The 16027-nt window shown below is 70.8% G+C and carries 17 protein-coding genes and 1 riboswitch; of the genes, 10 read left to right on the top strand and 7 right to left on the bottom strand.

The features are described from left to right. Positions 1-50: 50 nt before the first annotated feature. Positions 51-1796, top strand: coding sequence for an AMP-binding protein (locus H1W00_RS15830; protein WP_181756761.1), 1746 nt, complete (start codon positions 51-53; stop codon positions 1794-1796). Between the two features lie 72 nt (positions 1797-1868). On the opposite strand, the gene H1W00_RS17140 is transcribed toward H1W00_RS15830, so the two are convergent. Together H1W00_RS17140 and H1W00_RS15820 are read right to left on the bottom strand one after the other, a co-directional pair. After that, a complete protein-coding gene (locus H1W00_RS17140; protein ID WP_181756760.1) occupies positions 1869-2825 on the bottom strand; it encodes an NlpC/P60 family protein in 957 nt (318 codons plus the stop codon). Between the two features lie 9 nt (positions 2826-2834). Further along, positions 2835-2984: riboswitch (cyclic di-AMP (ydaO/yuaA leader) on the bottom strand. Positions 2985-3027: 43 nt separating this feature from the next. Then, positions 3028-3264, bottom strand: a complete 237-nt coding sequence (locus tag H1W00_RS15820) for a hypothetical protein (RefSeq protein ID WP_181756759.1) — start codon at positions 3262-3264, stop codon at positions 3028-3030. Between the two features lie 88 nt (positions 3265-3352). Here H1W00_RS15820 and H1W00_RS15815 point away from each other — a divergent pair, with 88 nt between their 5' ends. Further along, a complete protein-coding gene (locus H1W00_RS15815) occupies positions 3353-5071 on the top strand; it encodes a DEDD exonuclease domain-containing protein (protein WP_181756758.1) in 1719 nt (572 codons plus the stop codon). A gap of 21 nt (positions 5072-5092) precedes the next feature. Continuing rightward, a complete protein-coding gene (locus tag H1W00_RS15810; protein WP_181756757.1) occupies positions 5093-5371 on the top strand; it encodes an Lrp/AsnC ligand binding domain-containing protein in 279 nt (92 codons plus the stop codon). Position 5372: 1 nt separating this feature from the next. On the opposite strand, the gene H1W00_RS15805 is transcribed toward H1W00_RS15810, so the two are convergent. Genes H1W00_RS15805 through H1W00_RS16205 form a run of 3 tightly spaced genes read right to left on the bottom strand, consistent with a single transcriptional unit; the run spans position 5373 to position 7545 of the window. Further along, positions 5373-6041, bottom strand: a complete 669-nt coding sequence (locus H1W00_RS15805; RefSeq protein WP_181756756.1) for a GOLPH3/VPS74 family protein — start codon at positions 6039-6041, stop codon at positions 5373-5375. A gap of 41 nt (positions 6042-6082) precedes the next feature. Next, positions 6083-7120 carry an anthranilate phosphoribosyltransferase gene (trpD, locus tag H1W00_RS15800; RefSeq protein WP_338072924.1) on the bottom strand — a complete coding sequence of 346 codons (1038 nt, stop codon included), beginning with the start codon at positions 7118-7120 and terminating at the stop codon, positions 6083-6085. Between the two features lie 11 nt (positions 7121-7131). Further along, positions 7132-7545, bottom strand: a complete 414-nt coding sequence (locus H1W00_RS16205; RefSeq protein ID WP_286928155.1) for a hypothetical protein — start codon at positions 7543-7545, stop codon at positions 7132-7134. 24 nt (positions 7546-7569) lie between these two features. Here H1W00_RS16205 and ctaE point away from each other — a divergent pair, with 24 nt between their 5' ends. The 4 genes from ctaE (at position 7570) to qcrB (ending at position 11957) form a co-directional block, all read left to right on the top strand. Next, positions 7570-8175: an aa3-type cytochrome oxidase subunit III gene (gene ctaE, locus H1W00_RS15795; RefSeq protein WP_181756754.1), complete on the top strand. Its 606-nt coding sequence runs from the start codon at positions 7570-7572 to the stop codon at positions 8173-8175. Positions 8176-8326: 151 nt separating this feature from the next. Then, a complete protein-coding gene (qcrC, locus tag H1W00_RS15790) occupies positions 8327-9166 on the top strand; it encodes a cytochrome bc1 complex diheme cytochrome c subunit (RefSeq protein WP_181756753.1) in 840 nt (279 codons plus the stop codon). Next, positions 9163-10254 (top strand): cytochrome bc1 complex Rieske iron-sulfur subunit, encoded by a 1092-nt coding sequence (qcrA, locus tag H1W00_RS15785; protein ID WP_181756752.1) that lies wholly within the window; start codon positions 9163-9165, stop codon positions 10252-10254. The genes qcrC and qcrA overlap by 4 nt, the downstream gene beginning before the upstream one ends. Further along, positions 10251-11957, top strand: a complete 1707-nt coding sequence (gene qcrB / locus H1W00_RS15780; protein ID WP_181756751.1) for a cytochrome bc1 complex cytochrome b subunit — start codon at positions 10251-10253, stop codon at positions 11955-11957. Before qcrA ends, qcrB begins: the two co-directional genes overlap by 4 nt. Before the next feature lie 86 nt (positions 11958-12043). On the opposite strand, the gene H1W00_RS15775 is transcribed toward qcrB, so the two are convergent. After that, complete coding sequence (locus H1W00_RS15775) at positions 12044-12826, bottom strand: alpha/beta fold hydrolase (RefSeq protein WP_181756750.1); 783 nt, start codon at positions 12824-12826, stop codon at positions 12044-12046. Between the two features lie 598 nt (positions 12827-13424). On the opposite strand from H1W00_RS15775, the gene H1W00_RS16310 reads away from it, so the two are divergent. The 3 genes from H1W00_RS16310 to H1W00_RS15765 are packed head-to-tail and all read left to right on the top strand — an operon-like array spanning position 13425 to position 14760. Further along, positions 13425-13580 (top strand): hypothetical protein, encoded by a 156-nt coding sequence (locus H1W00_RS16310; protein WP_206680099.1) that lies wholly within the window; start codon positions 13425-13427, stop codon positions 13578-13580. Beyond that, the gene (locus tag H1W00_RS16305) at positions 13574-14188 is read left to right on the top strand and encodes a hypothetical protein (RefSeq protein ID WP_206680098.1); all 615 of its coding nucleotides are present in this window, start codon (positions 13574-13576) and stop codon (positions 14186-14188) included. Before H1W00_RS16310 ends, H1W00_RS16305 begins: the two co-directional genes overlap by 7 nt. Next, positions 14185-14760: an HhH-GPD-type base excision DNA repair protein gene (locus tag H1W00_RS15765; protein ID WP_181756749.1), complete on the top strand. Its 576-nt coding sequence runs from the start codon at positions 14185-14187 to the stop codon at positions 14758-14760. The genes H1W00_RS16305 and H1W00_RS15765 overlap by 4 nt, the downstream gene beginning before the upstream one ends. Positions 14761-14764: 4 nt before the next feature. Here the strand turns inward: H1W00_RS15765 and H1W00_RS15760 are convergent, their stop codons facing one another. Beyond that, positions 14765-15952: an Ig-like domain-containing protein gene (locus H1W00_RS15760; RefSeq protein WP_181756748.1), complete on the bottom strand. Its 1188-nt coding sequence runs from the start codon at positions 15950-15952 to the stop codon at positions 14765-14767. Between the last annotated feature and the right edge of the window lie 75 nt (positions 15953-16027).

The following is a 16027-nucleotide window of genomic DNA, read 5'->3' as shown; positions in this document are numbered from 1 at the left end:
CAGCCTATCGGCGCGGCGACGGCGACGGCGGGGACGGTACGGTGCTGTCTGTGACTTCGCAGAATTCGAACGCCGTCCCCCCGCGCGCGTGGGGAACCCTGAGCCTTGACGTCCTCGACCGGCTCGACGCCCATCGCGACCGTGTCGCGCTGCGCCGCGTCGTCGGCGGCGCGTGGGCCGACGTCACGCTCGGGCAGTTCCACGACGAGGCGACGGCCGCCGCGAAGGGCCTGCTGGCCGGTGGAGTCGCCCACGGCGACCGCGTCGCCCTGCTGGCCAAGACCCGCTACGAGTGGACCGTCCTGGACTACGCCAACTGGTGGATCGGCGCCGTGACCGTCCCGATCTACGAGACCTCGTCGGCGCCGCAGATCGCTTGGATCCTGGCCGACTCGGGCGCCACGCACGTGTTCTACGAGAACGACGAGCACCGGGCCCGGATCGAGGAGGCCCGCCCCGAGACCCCCGAGCTGGCGTCGAGCCGTCCGATCGAGGACGTCCTCCCCCCCCTGGCCGCCGAGGGCGCCGCGATCGACGACGAGACCCTGGAGGCCCGTCGCGCGGCGGTCGTCGACGACGACATCGCCACCTTGATCTACACGTCGGGCACCACCGGTCGCCCCAAGGGCTGCGAGCTGACGCACGCGAACTTCCGCGCCGAGCTGTGGGGCGCCAACGAGCGTCTCGAGGTGATGTTCGCGCCCGACGACGCGGCCACCCTGCTGTTCCTGCCGCTCGCGCACGTGTTCGCCCGCATCGTGCAGGTGGGCGCGATCCGCTTCGGCTCCGTGCTGGGCCACACCGCCGACATCGCCAACCTCGTCGACCACCTGGGCGAGTTCCAGCCCACGTTCGTGCTGGCCGTGCCGCGCGTCTTCGAGAAGGTCTTCAACAGCGCCAGCACCAAGGCGTACTCCGAGGGCAAGGGCAAGATCTTCGACGCCGCCGTGCGCACCGCGATCGCCTACAGCCGCGCCACCGAGTCGGGCAAGCCCTCGCTGCCGCTGCGCGCGAAGCACGGCGTCTACGACAAGCTCGTCTACGGCAAGCTCCGTGCCGCTCTCGGTGGGCGCGCGAAGTACGCCATCTCCGGCGGCGCCCCGCTGGGCGACCGTCTCGGTCACTTCTACCGCGGCGTCGGCCTGAACGTCTTCGAGGGCTACGGCCTCACCGAGACCACCGCCGCCCTCACGGTGAACCACCCGGGCGCGCAGCGCATCGGCACGGTCGGTCCCCCGCTGCCCGGCGTGGAGGTCCGCATCGGCGACGACGGCGAGCTGCAGTTCCGCGGGCCGCAGGTCTTCACGGCCTACTGGAACGCCGAGGCCGCCACGCGCGACGTGCTCAGCGAGGACGGCTGGTTCTCCACCGGCGACCTCGGCGAGGTCACCGAGGACGGCTTCGTGAAGATCACGGGCCGCAAGAAGGAGCTCATCGTCACCGCGGGCGGCAAGAACGTCTCCCCCGCGATCCTCGAGGACCGCGTGCGTGCGCACCCGCTGGTCAGCCAGTGCCTCGTCGTGGGCGAGGGCAAGCCCTTCGTCGCGGCGCTCGTCACGATCGACGTCGAGGCGTGGGAGGGCGAGCTGGACGACCCCGAGCTGCTCGCCGAGGTCCAGAAGGCCGTCGACGACGCCAACTCCCAGGTCTCGCGCGCCGAGGCGATCCGCAAGTTCTCGATCGTCGAGGAGGACTGGACCGAGGAGAACGGCTACCTGACTCCCTCGTTCAAGGTGAAGCGCCACATGGTCGTGCGCGACCTGCACGACACCATCGAGGCGCTGTACGTGCGCTGAGCACCCCAGCACGAGAAAGGCCCCCGGCGATCGCCGGGGGCCTTTCTCGTGTGGCCGGTCAGGCCGTCGCGGTCAGGAGACGCGCGCGTAGACGCCGAAGCCCGAGGACAGGCTGGTGATCTCGACGCTCTTGCCGGGGCGCGGCGCGTGGATGACCTTGCCGCCGCCCAGGTAGATGCCGATGTGCGACATGCTCGAGTAGGCCACGAGGTCGCCGGGCGCGAGGTCGCCGGCCGAGACCGAGCGGCCGGCCGACATCTGCGGGCCCACCACGCGCGGCAGCGAGACGCCCGCCGCTGCGTAGGCCTTCATCACCAGGCCGGAGCAGTCCCAGCTGTCGGGGCCGGTGCCGCCGTAGACGTAGGGCTCGCCGAGCTGGCTCATCGCGAACGCGATGGCCTTCTTGGCGGCGCCGGCGCCCGCGTTCTGCACGGCGTCGACGTCGCCCGCGTTCATCTCCGACTGCTGGGCGGCCGACAGGAGGGCGAAGTCGGACTTGGCCTTCTGGTAGGAGTCGACGAGCTTCTTCTTGGTCTTCTCGGCCTTGGTCAGCTTCGCGTCGAGCTCCTGCTCGTGCTCGGCGAGCTGGGCCTGGCGCTTCTCGAGCTCGACCCGCGTGCGGGTGAACGACTCGAGCGCGTCGGCGCGCGTGGTGTTCAGCGCGTCGATGGCGCTGAGACCCTCGATGAACAGGTCGGGGTCCTGGCTGCCGAGCAGGCCGACCGTGGGGCCGAGCGGCTGCTCCAGCTGCTGCTGGACGATGTCGGCGCCCAGCTCGTCGCGCTGGACCGTGAAGACCTTGCGGATCTTGCGGATCTCGGCACCGACCTCGTCGATGCGCGCGTCGAGGTCGTCGGCGTCCTCGTTCAGCTGGTTGAGGGTCTCGTTGGCGGCCTCAGCCTGGTCGAAGGCCTTCTCGACGTCGGCCTCGGTCACCTCGGGCTCGGCGTTGGCCGGGGAGACGACGATGAATGAACCCGCCACGAAGGCGGAGACGGCCACAGTGGCCGCGGCGGTGCGAAAGCGCACGAAATGAACTCCTGAGTACCTCGACGCCTACCAGGTGAGCTGACGGATTCGGGCCTCGGTCTTGCCCTACGACCGGCGAGCCGGTCGATTCACCCCACGTACCTTTGGTTCCCCGGCTCGTCGGCCGTTTCCGGTCCGACGATTCGGCGGCGCCGCCGTTCGGCGACACAAGACGCAACTGTAGTTGCCGGGTCAACCCCGATCAACTCGCATCGACGTGTCGTTCCGGGTCGGACACGCCCACGACGAGGCGCAGCGGCGGGACCAGGCCGGTGGCGGCGAGGGCATCGAGGGCGGCGCGCTCGTCGGCGTCGAAGGCCACGTCGCTGGGCGGTCCGAGCAGCACCGAGACGACGCAGTCGCCGCACACGGCCGGGCAGCGGACGAGGCAGCTGTCGCAGTCGACGACGACCGGTGCCGTGGGTTCGATCTCGTTCATGGCCGCGACGCTAGGTGTGACGTCCGACAGTTTCCCTCCGCGGCGCCGCCTGACCGGATTCGTCGGACCCGCGACCTACGGTCACCCCATGGCATCGCACCAACCCGCCTTCGACGACCCCGACATCGACTGGGGTGGCCGCCCCCTCCACGACACCACGTTCTGCGTGGTCGACCTGGAGACCACGGGCGGATCGCCCGCCAAGGGGTCGCGGATCACCGAGATCGGCGCGGTCAAGGTGCGCGGTGGTGAGATCCTGGGCGAGTTCCAGACCCTGGTGAACCCCGACCAGCTGATCCCCGCGTTCATCACCGTCCTCACCGGGATCACCGACCAGATGCTCGTCGAGGCGCCACGCATCGCCGAGGCGCTGCCCAGCTTCCTGGAGTTCGCCCACGGCAGCGTCCTGGTCGCCCACAACGCGCCGTTCGACGTCGGCTTCCTCAAGCACGCGTCGAAGGAGCTGGGCATCACGTGGCCGGGCTTCGACGTCATCGACACCGTCCCCCTGGCCCGTCGGGTGCTGCTGCGCGACGAGGTCCCCAACGTCAAGCTCTCCACGCTCGCGGCACGCTTCTCCCCCGTTCAACCCGACCACCGGGCCCTCACCGACGCCCGCGCCACGGTCGACGTGCTGCACGCCCTGTTCGAGCGGCTGGGCACCTGGAACGTGGCCACCGTCGAGGACGTCGCCAGCTTCACCTCCAAGGTCACGCCCCAGCAGCGCCGCAAGCGCCACCTCGCCGACGGCGTCCCGGACGCACCGGGCGTCTACCTCTTCCGCGACGCGCGCGACGAGGTCCTCTACGTGGGCACGTCGCGCTCGCTGCGCACCCGCGTGCGGTCGTACTTCACCAAGGCCGAGACCCGCTCGCGCATGGGCGAGATGATCGCGCTGGCCGAGCGGGTCGACACCGTGGTGTGCGCCACCGACACCGAGGCGCGGGTGCGCGAGCTGCGGCTCATCGACCGGCACCGACCGCCCTACAACCGCCGCTCCAAGTTCCCCGAGCGGGTCTCGTGGCTGCGCCTCACCGACGAGCCGTGGCCGCGCGTCTCCCTCGTCCGCTCGGTCACCGAGGGCGCGGCCAGCCACATCGGCCCCTTCGGCAGCCGCCGACAGGCCGAGGCGGCGCTGGCCACCCTCCACGACGCCTTCCGGATCCGGCAGTGCTCCGGGCGGCTGCCGATCAAGCCCAGTCGCGCCGCGTGCGTGCTGGCCGAGCTCGGTCAGTGCCTCTCCCCCTGCGACGGCGCGGTCACGACGGTCGACTACCTCCTCGAGGTCTCGCGGGTGCGCACGGCGATGACCGCCGACCCGGTCGAGGTCGTCACCCACCTGGAGCAGCGCATGGCGCACCTCGCCGAGACCCAGCGCTTCGAGGACGCCGCCGTCCTGCGCGACCGCGCCGCCAGCCTGATCCGCGCCGTACGCCGCACGCAGCGGCTCGACTCCCTCGCGGCCGAGCCCGAGGTGATCGCCGCCGCACCCCACGCCGACGGGTGGCAGGTGCACGTGATCCGCCACGGCCGTCTCGCGGCCGCGGCGATCCTGCCGCGCCAGGTCGCCACCACCCGAGGCGCCACGGCCGGCTGGGTCGACACCCTGCTGACCACCGCCGAGTCGGTCGAGCCGGCGGTCCGGCCGATGCCGGCTGCCCTCATCGAGGAGACCGAGGCGCTGCTGCGCTGGCTGGAGTCCCCGGGTGTCCGCATGGTCCGGGGCGCGTGGCGCTCTCCGTGGCCCGCCGCGGCACGGCACCTCGACCGGTTCGACGTCGACCTCCAGGTCGCGCGCCTGGCCTGACGACGCGGCTAGGCTGGCCCGGTGATCACCGCCATCGTCTTCGTCCAGGCCGAGGTCTCCTCCATCCCCGAGACCGGCGCAGCGATCGCCGACATCCCCGGGATCAGCGAGGTCTACTCCGTGACCGGGGACCACGACCTGATCGCCATGGTGCGCGTGCGCAGCCACGAGGAGATCGCGTCGGTCGTGGCCGACCGGCTCAACAAGGTGCCCGGCGTGCTGTCCACGCAGACCCAGATCGCCTTCCGCGCGTTCAGCCGTCACGACCTCGAGGACGCGTTCAGCATCGGGCTGGACTGACTCAGCTGCTCCCGCCGGCCGCGCCCGCCACGGCGGCACTCATGATCGCGGCCATCACCGCCGCTTCCGCACCGGCCACGGCTCGGCGCACCGCCTCGCTCGCCCAGTCATCGGCGGACACCGTCTTCGCGCGTGCCCTCGCCCTCTTGCGGTCGGGCCGGTCGACGACCAGCCCGAGCTGGCTCACCGCGGCCAGCAGCGACACCACCGGCCCGGTCCGCCCGTCGGGTGCCGCATCCTCCAGCAGGACCGCTCGCACCGCCTGCACCAGCTCGTCGCGACCGTCGGTGTCGAGCACGTCGTACCGGGTGACGTCGAACAGCAGCACCTTGTCGGTGCGCGAGCGCACGCGGTACTCCTGCTCGAGCGCCGCATAGGCGCGCTGTCGCCCTTGGTGGCCGAGCCGGGAGATGACCGAGGACACCGTGAGCGGCTTGTCCTTCGTCAGGCGCGAGAGCGCGTGATCGAGGTCCGGGCGTCCCGTCGGGTTCCGGTCGTCGACCACCACCCTCAGCCTCCGGCCCTCGCCCCGGGTCGAGAGCCGTCCGGCCTCGAGCAGGTCGATGAGGTGCGCACCGCCGTACACCGCGCCCGGGTTCGCGGCACTGAGCCGGAACTTCCCGGTCGCGGGATCGGTCGCGATCAGCGTCAGGTCCCCGGCGATGGTCATGCGATCACGCTAGAGCGCGCTCCGGCGCGGGGCCAGTGGGATCAGGCCACGTGGCGCGAGGTCGCCTCGACCCAGCGGCCGAGAGCCGCGCGGGCCGACCCGGAGTCGATGGACTCCGTGGCGCGGGCGACGCCCGCCCGCAGCCGCTCGACCAACGTGCCCTCGGCGTTCTCGTGCGCGGCGATCGCCGCGCCGGCGTTGAGCACCACGGCGTCGCGCACCGGGCCGGGCTCGCCGTCGAGCACCCGGCGGAAGACGTCGGCGTTGTACGACGGCTCGCCGCCGCGCAGCGCATCGGCGGGCGCGTGGTCGAAGCCGAGCTCGGCCGGGTCGAGCACCTGCTCCTCGATGCCGTCGGGGCCCGGGAGCCAGACCCGAGGGGGGGTGGTGACCGTGATCTCGTCGAGGCCGTCGTCACCGCGGAACACCATCGCGCTGCTGCCGCGCCGGGCCAGCACGTCGGCCATGAGCGGCGCCATCCGCGGATCGGCACAGCCGATCGCCGAGGCCGCCGGGCGCGCCGGGTTGGTCAGCGGGCCGAGGAAGTTGAAGAACGTGGGGACGCCGAGCTCGCGTCGCGTGGGCCCGGCGAAGCGCATCGAGGCGTGGAAGACGGGCGCGAAGCAGAAGGTGATGCCGGCCTCGCGGTAGACGTCGAGGACGTGCTCGGCGGGAACGTCGAGGCGCACGCCGAGCTTCTCGAAGACGTCGGCCGTGCCCGACTGGCTGGAGGCCGCGCGGTTGCCGTGCTTGACCACGCCGATGCCCGCACCCGCCGTGGTGACGGCCGCCATGGAGGAGATGTTCACCGTCTTGGCCATGTCGCCACCGGTGCCGACGATGTCGACCACGCGGTCGGCGAGGTCGAGCGTGGTGGCCTTGGCGTACATCGCGTCGACGAGGCCCTGGAGCTCGGCGGCCGTCTCGCCCTTGGCGCGCAGCGCGACCGCGAACCCCGCGATCTGGGCACCGGTGGCGTCACCGGAGAGGATCTCGCCCATCGCCCACTCGGTGGTGGCCGTGTCGAGATCGCGCGCGGCGATCAGCTCGGTCAGGACATGGGGCCAGGTGAGGGCCACGGGCCGGCCGCTCAAGGACGCGCGCCGGACACGGCAACGCCGCGCAGCAGCGCGATGACCGACTCGGCGAGCCGGAACGGGTCGAGCGGCTGCGGCACGACCGCGTCGGCGCGCGACCACGTGGCGAGCCACGCGTCCTGCGGGCGACCGGTCAGGACGAGGCTCGGCGGGGCCTGGTAGAGCTCGTCCTTCATCTGCCGGGCGATGCCCATGCCGCCGGCCGGGACGGCCTCGCCGTCGAGGATCGCCAGGGCGATCCCGCCGGCGTCGAGCTGCTCCCACACCACTGGCTCGGTGGCGCACTCGACGAACTCCAGGGGCGGCAGATCGGGGTGCGGCCGGGTGCCCAGCGCTGCGACGACGGCGGTTCGGACCTCCTGATCATCGCTGAAGAGCAGGACTCGAAGGGGCTGGTGCTCGCTCACGATGGCATCGTACATAATGAACACGTGGCAACTACTTCTGCGATCCCCGCGTCCCGGCTCCATGGCGTCGAGGGCCGCCCGTCCTACGTGACGGTCGGCACCATCGTGTGGCTGTCGAGCGAGCTGATGTTCTTCGCGACGCTGTTCGCGGCCTACTTCACGGTGCGCAGCGTCGCGCCCGAGCTGTGGGCACAGGAGACCGCGATGCTGAACATCCCGTTCGCCACGGTCAACACCACGATCCTGGTGCTCTCGTCCGTCACCTGCCAGCTCGGCGTCTACGCCGCGGCCAAGGGCAACGCGGCCGGCATGCGCAAGTGGTTCATCATCAGCTTCATCATGGGAGCGGTCTTCATCGGCGGCCAGGCCACCGAGTACGCCGAGCTGGTCCAGGAGGGCCTGACGATCCAGAGCTCCGCCTACGGCTCCCTCTTCTACCTCGCCACCGGCTTCCACGGCCTCCACGTCATCGGCGGCCTGCTGGCCTTCCTGCTGGTGATCGGCCGCACCTACGCCGCCCGCAAGTTCACCCACGAGCAGGCCGTCTCGGCCATCGTCGTGTCGTACTACTGGCACTTCGTCGACGTCGTCTGGGTGGCCCTGTTCGCGGCCATCTACATCATCCGCTGACCCCCTCGGGGATAGGCGGACCTAACTACACAGTCTGACCTCGGCCCTCGCTACGCTGAGGCGAACGCATGGGCCCACAGGGATGGGGACGAAGCGGAACGCCGTCCTCACTTCTGGTCCGATTTTCAGATCTTCAGGAACGAGGTTCTCGGTGCGGAAACTGTCGACACGCCGCCGGCATCCCATGGCGCTACTCGCGCTGCTGGCCCTGGCGCTCTTGCTGACCGGCGCGGCGTACGCGACGGTCGCACCGGAATCGGCCACGGCCGAGTCCGCCTCGTCGGTCTCGCAGGTCGAGGCCGGCCGGCAGCTCTTCGTCGTGGGCTGCGCCAGCTGCCACGGCCTCAACGCCGAGGGCATCACGACCGCCGGCACCGATGACGCCAAGGGCAACTACGGCCCCTCGCTGATCGGCGTCGGCGCCGCCGCCGTCGGCTTCCAGATGGAGACCGGGCGCATGCCGATGGCGCAGACGGCGCCCCAGGCCCCGCGCAAGCACATCGAGTACACGCAGGACGAGATCAACCAGATCGCGGCCTACGTCGCGTCGCTGGCCCCGGGGCCGGCACGTCCCTCCGAGGAGGACCTCGACTGGCAGAGCGTCGACAAGGAGGGCATCGCCGAGGGTGGCGAGTTCTTCCGCACCAACTGCACGGCGTGCCACAACTCGGTCGGCGCCGGCGGCGCGCTGCCGAGCGGCCGCTACGCCCCGACGCTCCAGGGCGTCGACGCGGTCCACATCTACGAGGCGATGCTCACCGGCCCGCAGCAGATGCCCGTCTTCTCCGAGGACGTGCTCACCCCCGAGGACAAGCGCAACATCATCGCCTACGTGAAGACCATCCAGCAGCAGGGCAACAACGGTGGCATCGGCGGCGGCGGACTCGGCCCGGTGGTCGACGGCATGTTCGCGTGGATCGTCGGCATCGGCGGACTCACGGCCTTCGCGGTGTGGATCGGCATGCACGGAACGAGGTCGAAGAAGCGATGACGACGGAAATCGAACGCACCGGCGACCCGATCGCCGACCCGGGACTCGCGCCCCACCAGTACCGCCCGCAGGACGTCGACGGCAACCAGGAGCGTCGCACCGAGCGCCAGATCGCCGGCATGTTCGGCGTGGCCACGCTGCTGCTCCTGGGCTTCTGCGTCGCCTACTTCACGATCGACTCCGACGTGCGCATCTTCGCCTTCGGCGACCCGAACAGCGGCAACGCCTTCGGTGGCTGGTCGGCGCAGAACTTCACGTTCGGCACCACGCTCGGCGGCGCCCTGCTGCTGATCGGCATCGGCATCATCCAGTGGGCCAAGAAGCTCATGGGCGACCACGAGATGGTCGAGATGCGCCACCCCGCCCGCTCGAGCGACGAGGACCGCGCCGCGGTCATGGCCGACATCAACGCCGGCGCCCAGGAGAGCGGCATCGGCCGCCGTCCCCTGATCCGCAACAGCCTGCTCGGTGCCGTCGGCGCCATGGGCCTGCCGGCCATCGTGCTGCTCCGCGACCTCGGACCGCTCCCCCACAGCCAGGACGAGACGGTCTGGAAGAAGGGCATGCGCGTCGTCAATGACGTCTCGGGCGAGCCGATCAAGCCGGCCGACCTCGAGGTCGGCCAGCTCGTCAACGCCGAGCCCGCGATCTTCTTCGAGACCGACGAGAAGGGTGACGCCGTCATCCACGGTCACGACCTGCTGGCGGCCAAGGCCAAGGCCGCCGTCATCGTGGTGCGCATGCGCCCCGAGGACATCACGCCGAAGAAGGGCCGTGAGAACTGGGGCGTCGAGGGCATCCTGTGCTACTCCAAGATCTGCACCCACGTCGGCTGCCCGATCAGCCTGTGGGAACAGCAGACCCACCACCTGCTCTGCCCGTGCCACCAGTCGACGTTCGACTTGGCCGACAACGGCAAGGTGATCTTCGGTCCCGCCTACCGTCCGCTGCCGCAGCTGCCGCTCGCGGTCGATGGTGAGGGCTACCTGGTCGCCGTCAGCGACTTCCCCGAGATCGTGGCGCCCAGCTACCCCGAGCTCGCTCGCGACCAGGAAAAGCTCAACGAGAAGTTCGGTGGTGAGGCATGAGCCAGAGCACGTTCACCCGGATCGAGGACTCCCCGACCGGCAAGAAGCTGTCAGGCCCGGTCGGCTGGTTCGACGACCGCCTCGGCCTGGCCGCGGCGGGCAAGAAGAACCTGCGCAAGGTCTTCCCCGATCACTGGTCCTTCATGATCGGCGAGATCGCGCTGTGGAGCTTCGTCGTCCTGCTGCTGACGGGCGTCTTCCTGACCTTGTGGTTCGTCCCCAGCATGGGCGAGGTCGAGTACACCGGCTCCTACGCGCCGCTGTACGGCATCGAGATGTCGCAGGCCTACGCCTCGACCCTCGACATCTCGTTCGACATCCGTGGCGGCCTGCTCATGCGCCAGGTCCACCATTGGTCGGCGAACCTGTTCATCGCGTCGATGATGGCCCACATGCTGCGCGTGTTCTTCACGGGCGCGTACCGCAAGCCGCGTGAGCTCAACTGGCTCATCGGCGTCGGCCTGCTCAGCCTCGGCATGGTCGAGGGCTTCGCGGGCTACTCGCTGCCCGACGACCTGCTGTCCGGCACGGGTCTGCGCTTCGTCGACGGCCTGATCCGCTCGATCCCGCTCGTCGGCTCCTACCTGGAGTTCTTCATCTTCGGCGGCGAGTTCCCCGGCGAGATCATCATCCCCCGCCTCTACATGGCGCACATCCTGCTGATCCCGGCGCTGCTGCTCGGCCTGATCGGTGCCCACATGCTGCTGCTCGTCTACCACAAGCACACGCAGTGGCCCGGCGCCGGACGCACCAACGACAACGTCGTGGGCTACCCGATGCTCCCGGTGTACATGGCCAAGGCCGGCGGCTTCTTCTTCGTCGTCTTCGGCTTCACCGCGCTGATGGGTGCCCTGATCCAGATCAACCCGGTGTGGGCCTACGGTCCGTACAACCCGTCCGAGGTCACGGCCGGCTCGCAGCCCGACTGGTACATGGGCCTGTCAGAGGGCCTCGTGCGCCTCATGCCTCCGCTGGAGACCACATGGTTCAACCGCACGTGGACGTGGAGCGTCTTCCTGCCCGGCGTCGGCGGCTTGGGGATCCTGTTCACGTCCCTGGCCGTGTGGCCGTTCATCGAGCGGTGGATCACCGGTGACCAGCGCGAGCACCACCTGCTCGAGCGTCCGCGCAACGCGCCGGTCCGCACCGCGCTCGGTGTCGCGGCGATGACCGCCTACGCCTGCGGCTGGATCGCCGGCGGCAACGACATCATCGCGCTGAAGTTCGGGTTGGACATCTTCGCGATCACGTGGGTGCTGCGTATCGGCATCTTCGTCTTCCCGGTCATCGCGTTCATCGTGACCAAGCGCATCTGCATCTCGTTGCAGCGCAAGGACAACGAGACGCTGACCCACGGCTGGGAGACGGGCGTCATCGACCGCTCGCCCGACGGCGGGTACGCCGAGCGTCACGCGCCGCTGCCCGACAGCGCCGCGTACGCGCTCACGTCGTCGCGCGAGCGGCTGCCCGAACTGGAGGAAGTGCACAAGCAGGACGCCTACGGCGTGCGCAACCCGAAGTACCGCAAGCAGTCGATGCGCGCGAAGCTGCGCAACTTCTACTACGACGGTTCGGTCGACAAGCCGACCCGCCACGACATGGAGCACGCGGCCGAGCACCTGGCCGGCGGCGGCGAGCACCCGGTGGAGCTCGGCGACGACTTCCAGGGCGTCTCCGAGACCGGCGTCCCGCGCGTCCACTGAGTCACCTCGAACGAGGGCCCCGACCGTTCCGGTCGGGGCCCTCGTTCGTTGTCGGTGGACTTTCGGGGAAGCGCCGCTCGGTCCGCTCAGCGGGCGCGGTGGGCGATGTCGTCGGCGAGGACGCCGGGCCAGCGCTGCACGTCGTCAGGCGTGTGCGCCACCTGGAGCCGAGCTTGCGGCATGAGCTCCACGAGCGCCTCGGCGGTGGACAGCGGGTGCGCGGGGTCCTCCACCCACGCCAGCACGGTGGTGGTGACGTCGATGCGGGAGATCTCCTCCGGGGACGGGAGGTCGCTCAGCGCGGCGCCGCGCAGCACCGACGGCAACAGCTCGGGACGGACGTGGGGCACGGTGTCCAGGTGCCCGACCGTCGCCGGAGGCTTCGGCGCCCCGCCGTCGAGCTCGAGGAACGGCTCGACGCCCTGCGCCTCGATGACGTCGGCCATGGCACGGTAGTCGTCGGCTCGCGCCGCCCTGGTCTCCCAGGCCGTCGGCGGCAGCAGCAGCGTGAGGCCGTCGAAGCGGCCGGGATCGCGCACGGCCGCGTGCAGCAGCGTGCCGGCTCCCATGGAGGGCCCGACGCCGTGCACCGGCTCGTCGGGGAACCAGAAGTCCAGCAGCCGCAGCAGGTCGTCGGCGAGCGTCGACCACCGGTAGTCCTCGGGCACTCCCCTGCCGGACGAGTGCCCGTGCCCGCGGGCGTCGTAGCGCAGCAGGCGCGTGTCGGACAGACCACGTCCGAGGTCGAGGTCGAGCACGCGGTCGCGGGACCGGCTCGACGTCAGGCCGTGGAGCTGGACGACGGCATGGCCGGACTCGTCACTGAACGCCCAGGCGAGCTCGGCATCCGGCACGGAGAACCTGTGCACGACGGCTCCTGATCTGATGGGGGTGACCGGGGCAATAGGTTACTGGCATGCGTCTCACGCACGTCGCGCACCTGCGCCTTCCCTTCGGTCCGCTGCTCAGCCACGACCTCGTGGTGTCCGAGCCCGGTCCGGAGCTGCCCGTCTCGTTCGACCAGGCGCGTCACGTCGGCATGGGCGACCGCACGGGCTCGTGGATGGCGCTGGCCATGCGGCTGGGCGCTCCCGTGCCCCGCGACGACCTGGCGGCCGCGTGGCGAGCCGTGGTGCAGGCGCACGGGACCCTGCGCTCGGTGTTCGTGCCGGGGCCCGACGGCTCCGCCGCCCTGCACGAGGTGACGGTGGAGGCCGGACGCTGGACCGAGCACGAGGTATTGCCGGGGCAGTCCATGAACGACGCGCTGCGCGACGTGCTGGACGAGAGCTGCCGCCCCTACCAGCGCCCGTCGCACCGGTTCTGCGTCATCGAGACGGCGGACGGCCCGAGCCTCGTCATCGCGGCCGACCACTCGCACGTGGACATGTGGTCGCTGCTCGTCATGGCGCGCGACCTGCTGTCGGCGCTCGGCCGGATCCGCGAGGGCCGGGACGCGGAGCGGCGGTGCCGCCGTTCGCCGAGCACACGGTCGAGCTCGCGCGGCTCGACCCCGCGCCGGAGGAGATCCGCCAGCGCTGGGACGAGGTCATCGAAGCGGGCGGCGGGGCGATGCCGCGCTTCCTCCCCGGCGACCCACGCCCCAGCCCGAGCGCGTGGTGATCCGCGACGTGCTCGACCTCGGGGAGCTGGCCGCGTTCTCCGCGCGCGCCGCCGACCAGCGCGTCTCGACGCTCGCCCTCGCGGTCTCTGCCATGACGGCCACGACGCTCGAGCTCGCGGGCACGCCGCTGCGGACGGTCTTCCCCGTGCACAGTCGCCACGAGGACCGCTGGCACGACTCCGTCGGCTGGTTCATCACGAACTCCGTGCTCGAGTCCGCCGACGAGGACCCGCGGGCGTGCTCCGCCGCGGTGAAGGAGGCGATCCGGCTCGGCTCCTGGCCGCTGGCCGACCTGATGAAGCCGTGGGGCGGGATGCCCGAGCAGCCGGGCATGTTCGCGGTCTCGTGGCTCGACCTGCGCCGCCTCCCCGTGCGGATCGACACGGCCGGACTCGACGCGCAGTACGTGGGCGCGGCCATCCGCACGCACGGCGTGATGCTGTGGTTCATCATCGACGACTCGGGCGTGCACCTGCGCTGCCGCTATCCCGACACCCACGAGGCGCGGCGGAACGTCGGCGCCTGGCTCGACACCCTCGTGGCGCGGATGCGCGAGCTGGCCGCGGGTGGCAGCTCGCCCGCCGCAGGAGCGAGGATGGTGCCATGAGCCTCTCGATCACCGGCGACGACACCGCCGACCAGCTGCTGACCGACGACCCCTTCGCGCTGCTCGTGGGCATGCTCCTGGACCAGCAGATCGCGATGGAGGCCGCGTTCTCCGGGCCCGCGAAGATCCTCGACCGCGTGGGCACGCTCGACCCCGCGGACATCGCCGGACAGGAGCCCGAGGCGTTCGAGGCGGTCTTCCGCCAGACCCCGGCCGTGCACCGCTACCCCGGCTCCATGGCCGGACGGGTGCAGGCCCTCGCGGCCGCCGTGCGCGACGAGTGGGGCGGCGACGCCGCCGCGATCTGGACCCAGGGCTCCCCCGACGGTCCCGAGGTCCTCAAGCGGCTCAAGGCGCTGCCCGGCTTCGGCGAGCAGAAGGCCAAGATCTTCCTCGCCCTGCTGGGCAAGCAGTACGGCTACGACGGCCCCGGCTGGCGTGAGGCGGCCGGCGACTACGGGCAGCCGGGCCACCGGAGCGTCGCCGACATCACGAGCCCCGAGTCGCTCGTGAAGGTGCGCGAGTTCAAGCGCGAGCAGAAGGCGGCCGCGAAGGCCGCCAAGGGCGGCTGAGGGCTCAGGCGCCCTCGGCGTCCTCCCCCAGGGCCGACCCCTCGAGCCACTCGTCCCACGAGCGGTTCCAGTCGGTCCAGCCGTTGCCCGGCTCGAGCCGGCGTGGACTGCCCACGTAGCTGACCACGTCGCCGCGCTTGCTCTGCGCGAACACCCACGCCGCGTCCTTGGTGCTCATGCCGACGCAGCCGTGGCTCACGTTGGCGTTGCCTTGGGCTGCGCCCGACCACGGCGCCGCGTGCAGGAACTCGCCCGAGTTCGTGACGCGCATCGCCCACTTCACGCCCTTGAGGTTGTAGTAGTTCGGATCGTCGGAGTCGACGCCCGTCGTCGCGGCGTCCATGTCGATCGACCGGTGCTTCTCCATGACGACCTTGATGCCGTTGCGGCTGCGGTGGTCGGCGTCGCCCGTGGAGACCGGGATCGTGCGGACGTTCTTCCCGTTGATCTTGACCGTCGCGCGGTGACGCCGGGTGTCCACGACGGTCATCACGGAGCGCCCGACCCGGAACTTCACGTGCTGGTCCTGCTGGCCGTAGATCCCGTTGCCCGCGTGCACGCTGTTGAGCCCGAGGTCGACGGACACCTCGGTGCCTGGCTTCCAGTACTGCTTCGGCCGCCAGTGGGCGGTGTTGTTGCTCAGCCAGTACCAGCCACCGGCGGTGGCCGGCTGCGCCGTGACCTTCATCCGCTTCTCGAACGCTGCCCGGTCGGTGACCGGGACGTCGAAGCTCACGATCACGGGCATCCCGATCCCGACGGTCTCCCCCTCCAGCGGCGCGACGGCGGGGTACGTCTGCTCGTCGAGAGTCAATGCCCGGGTGGTGAACCGCGAGATCCTGGTGACCGGCTTGCCGTCGTCGCCCGTGCCCGAGGCCTTCAGCACGTAGGAGGTGGCCGGCTCGAGGAGCCCGGACGCCGTCCAGCGGACGCCGTGGATCTCGCCCGGCACGGTCGACTTCCCGTCGTCGGACGCCAGGGAAACCTCCGCCAGCTGACCCTCGAAGCCGTCGACGGTGACGACTGTGTCGACGGCGACGTCCGAAGCACCGTCGTCGACACTCGCCGAGATGGTCAGCGGCGCCTTCGCCTCGACCTCGTCCTCCGGGCTCGCCGCTCCGCCACCGGTGCACGACGCAGCCAGGACCATCACCGTCAGCAGGCCCACGGCCCGCGTTCCCCACGTACTCACGCCTGAAAGTCTAGGCAGGCCGACCCACCGCCCGGACGACGAAACGCCCCCGGAGCCGAAACTCCGAGGGCATCG

Origin of the sequence: Aeromicrobium phoceense, from assembly GCF_013868155.1 — a bacterium.
Lineage (GTDB): Bacteria > Actinomycetota > Actinomycetes > Propionibacteriales > Nocardioidaceae > Aeromicrobium > Aeromicrobium phoceense.
The sequence above is the reverse complement of the archived record's forward strand: the minus strand, read 5'-3'. Positions and strand labels throughout refer to the sequence as shown.

Excerpts from the sequence above, each read along its gene's own strand:
- H1W00_RS15820 (WP_181756759.1), bottom strand. The coding sequence starts at position 3,264 with ATGAACGAGATCGAACCCACGGCACCGGTCGTCGTCGACTGCGACAGC.
- H1W00_RS15815 (WP_181756758.1), top strand. The coding sequence starts at position 3,353 with ATGGCATCGCACCAACCCGCCTTCGACGACCCCGACATCGACTGGGGT.
- H1W00_RS15805 (WP_181756756.1), bottom strand. The coding sequence starts at position 6,041 with ATGACCATCGCCGGGGACCTGACGCTGATCGCGACCGATCCCGCGACC.
- qcrA (WP_181756752.1), top strand. The coding sequence starts at position 9,163 with ATGACGACGGAAATCGAACGCACCGGCGACCCGATCGCCGACCCGGGA.
- qcrB (WP_181756751.1), top strand. The coding sequence starts at position 10,251 with ATGAGCCAGAGCACGTTCACCCGGATCGAGGACTCCCCGACCGGCAAG.
- H1W00_RS15765 (WP_181756749.1), top strand. The coding sequence starts at position 14,185 with ATGAGCCTCTCGATCACCGGCGACGACACCGCCGACCAGCTGCTGACC.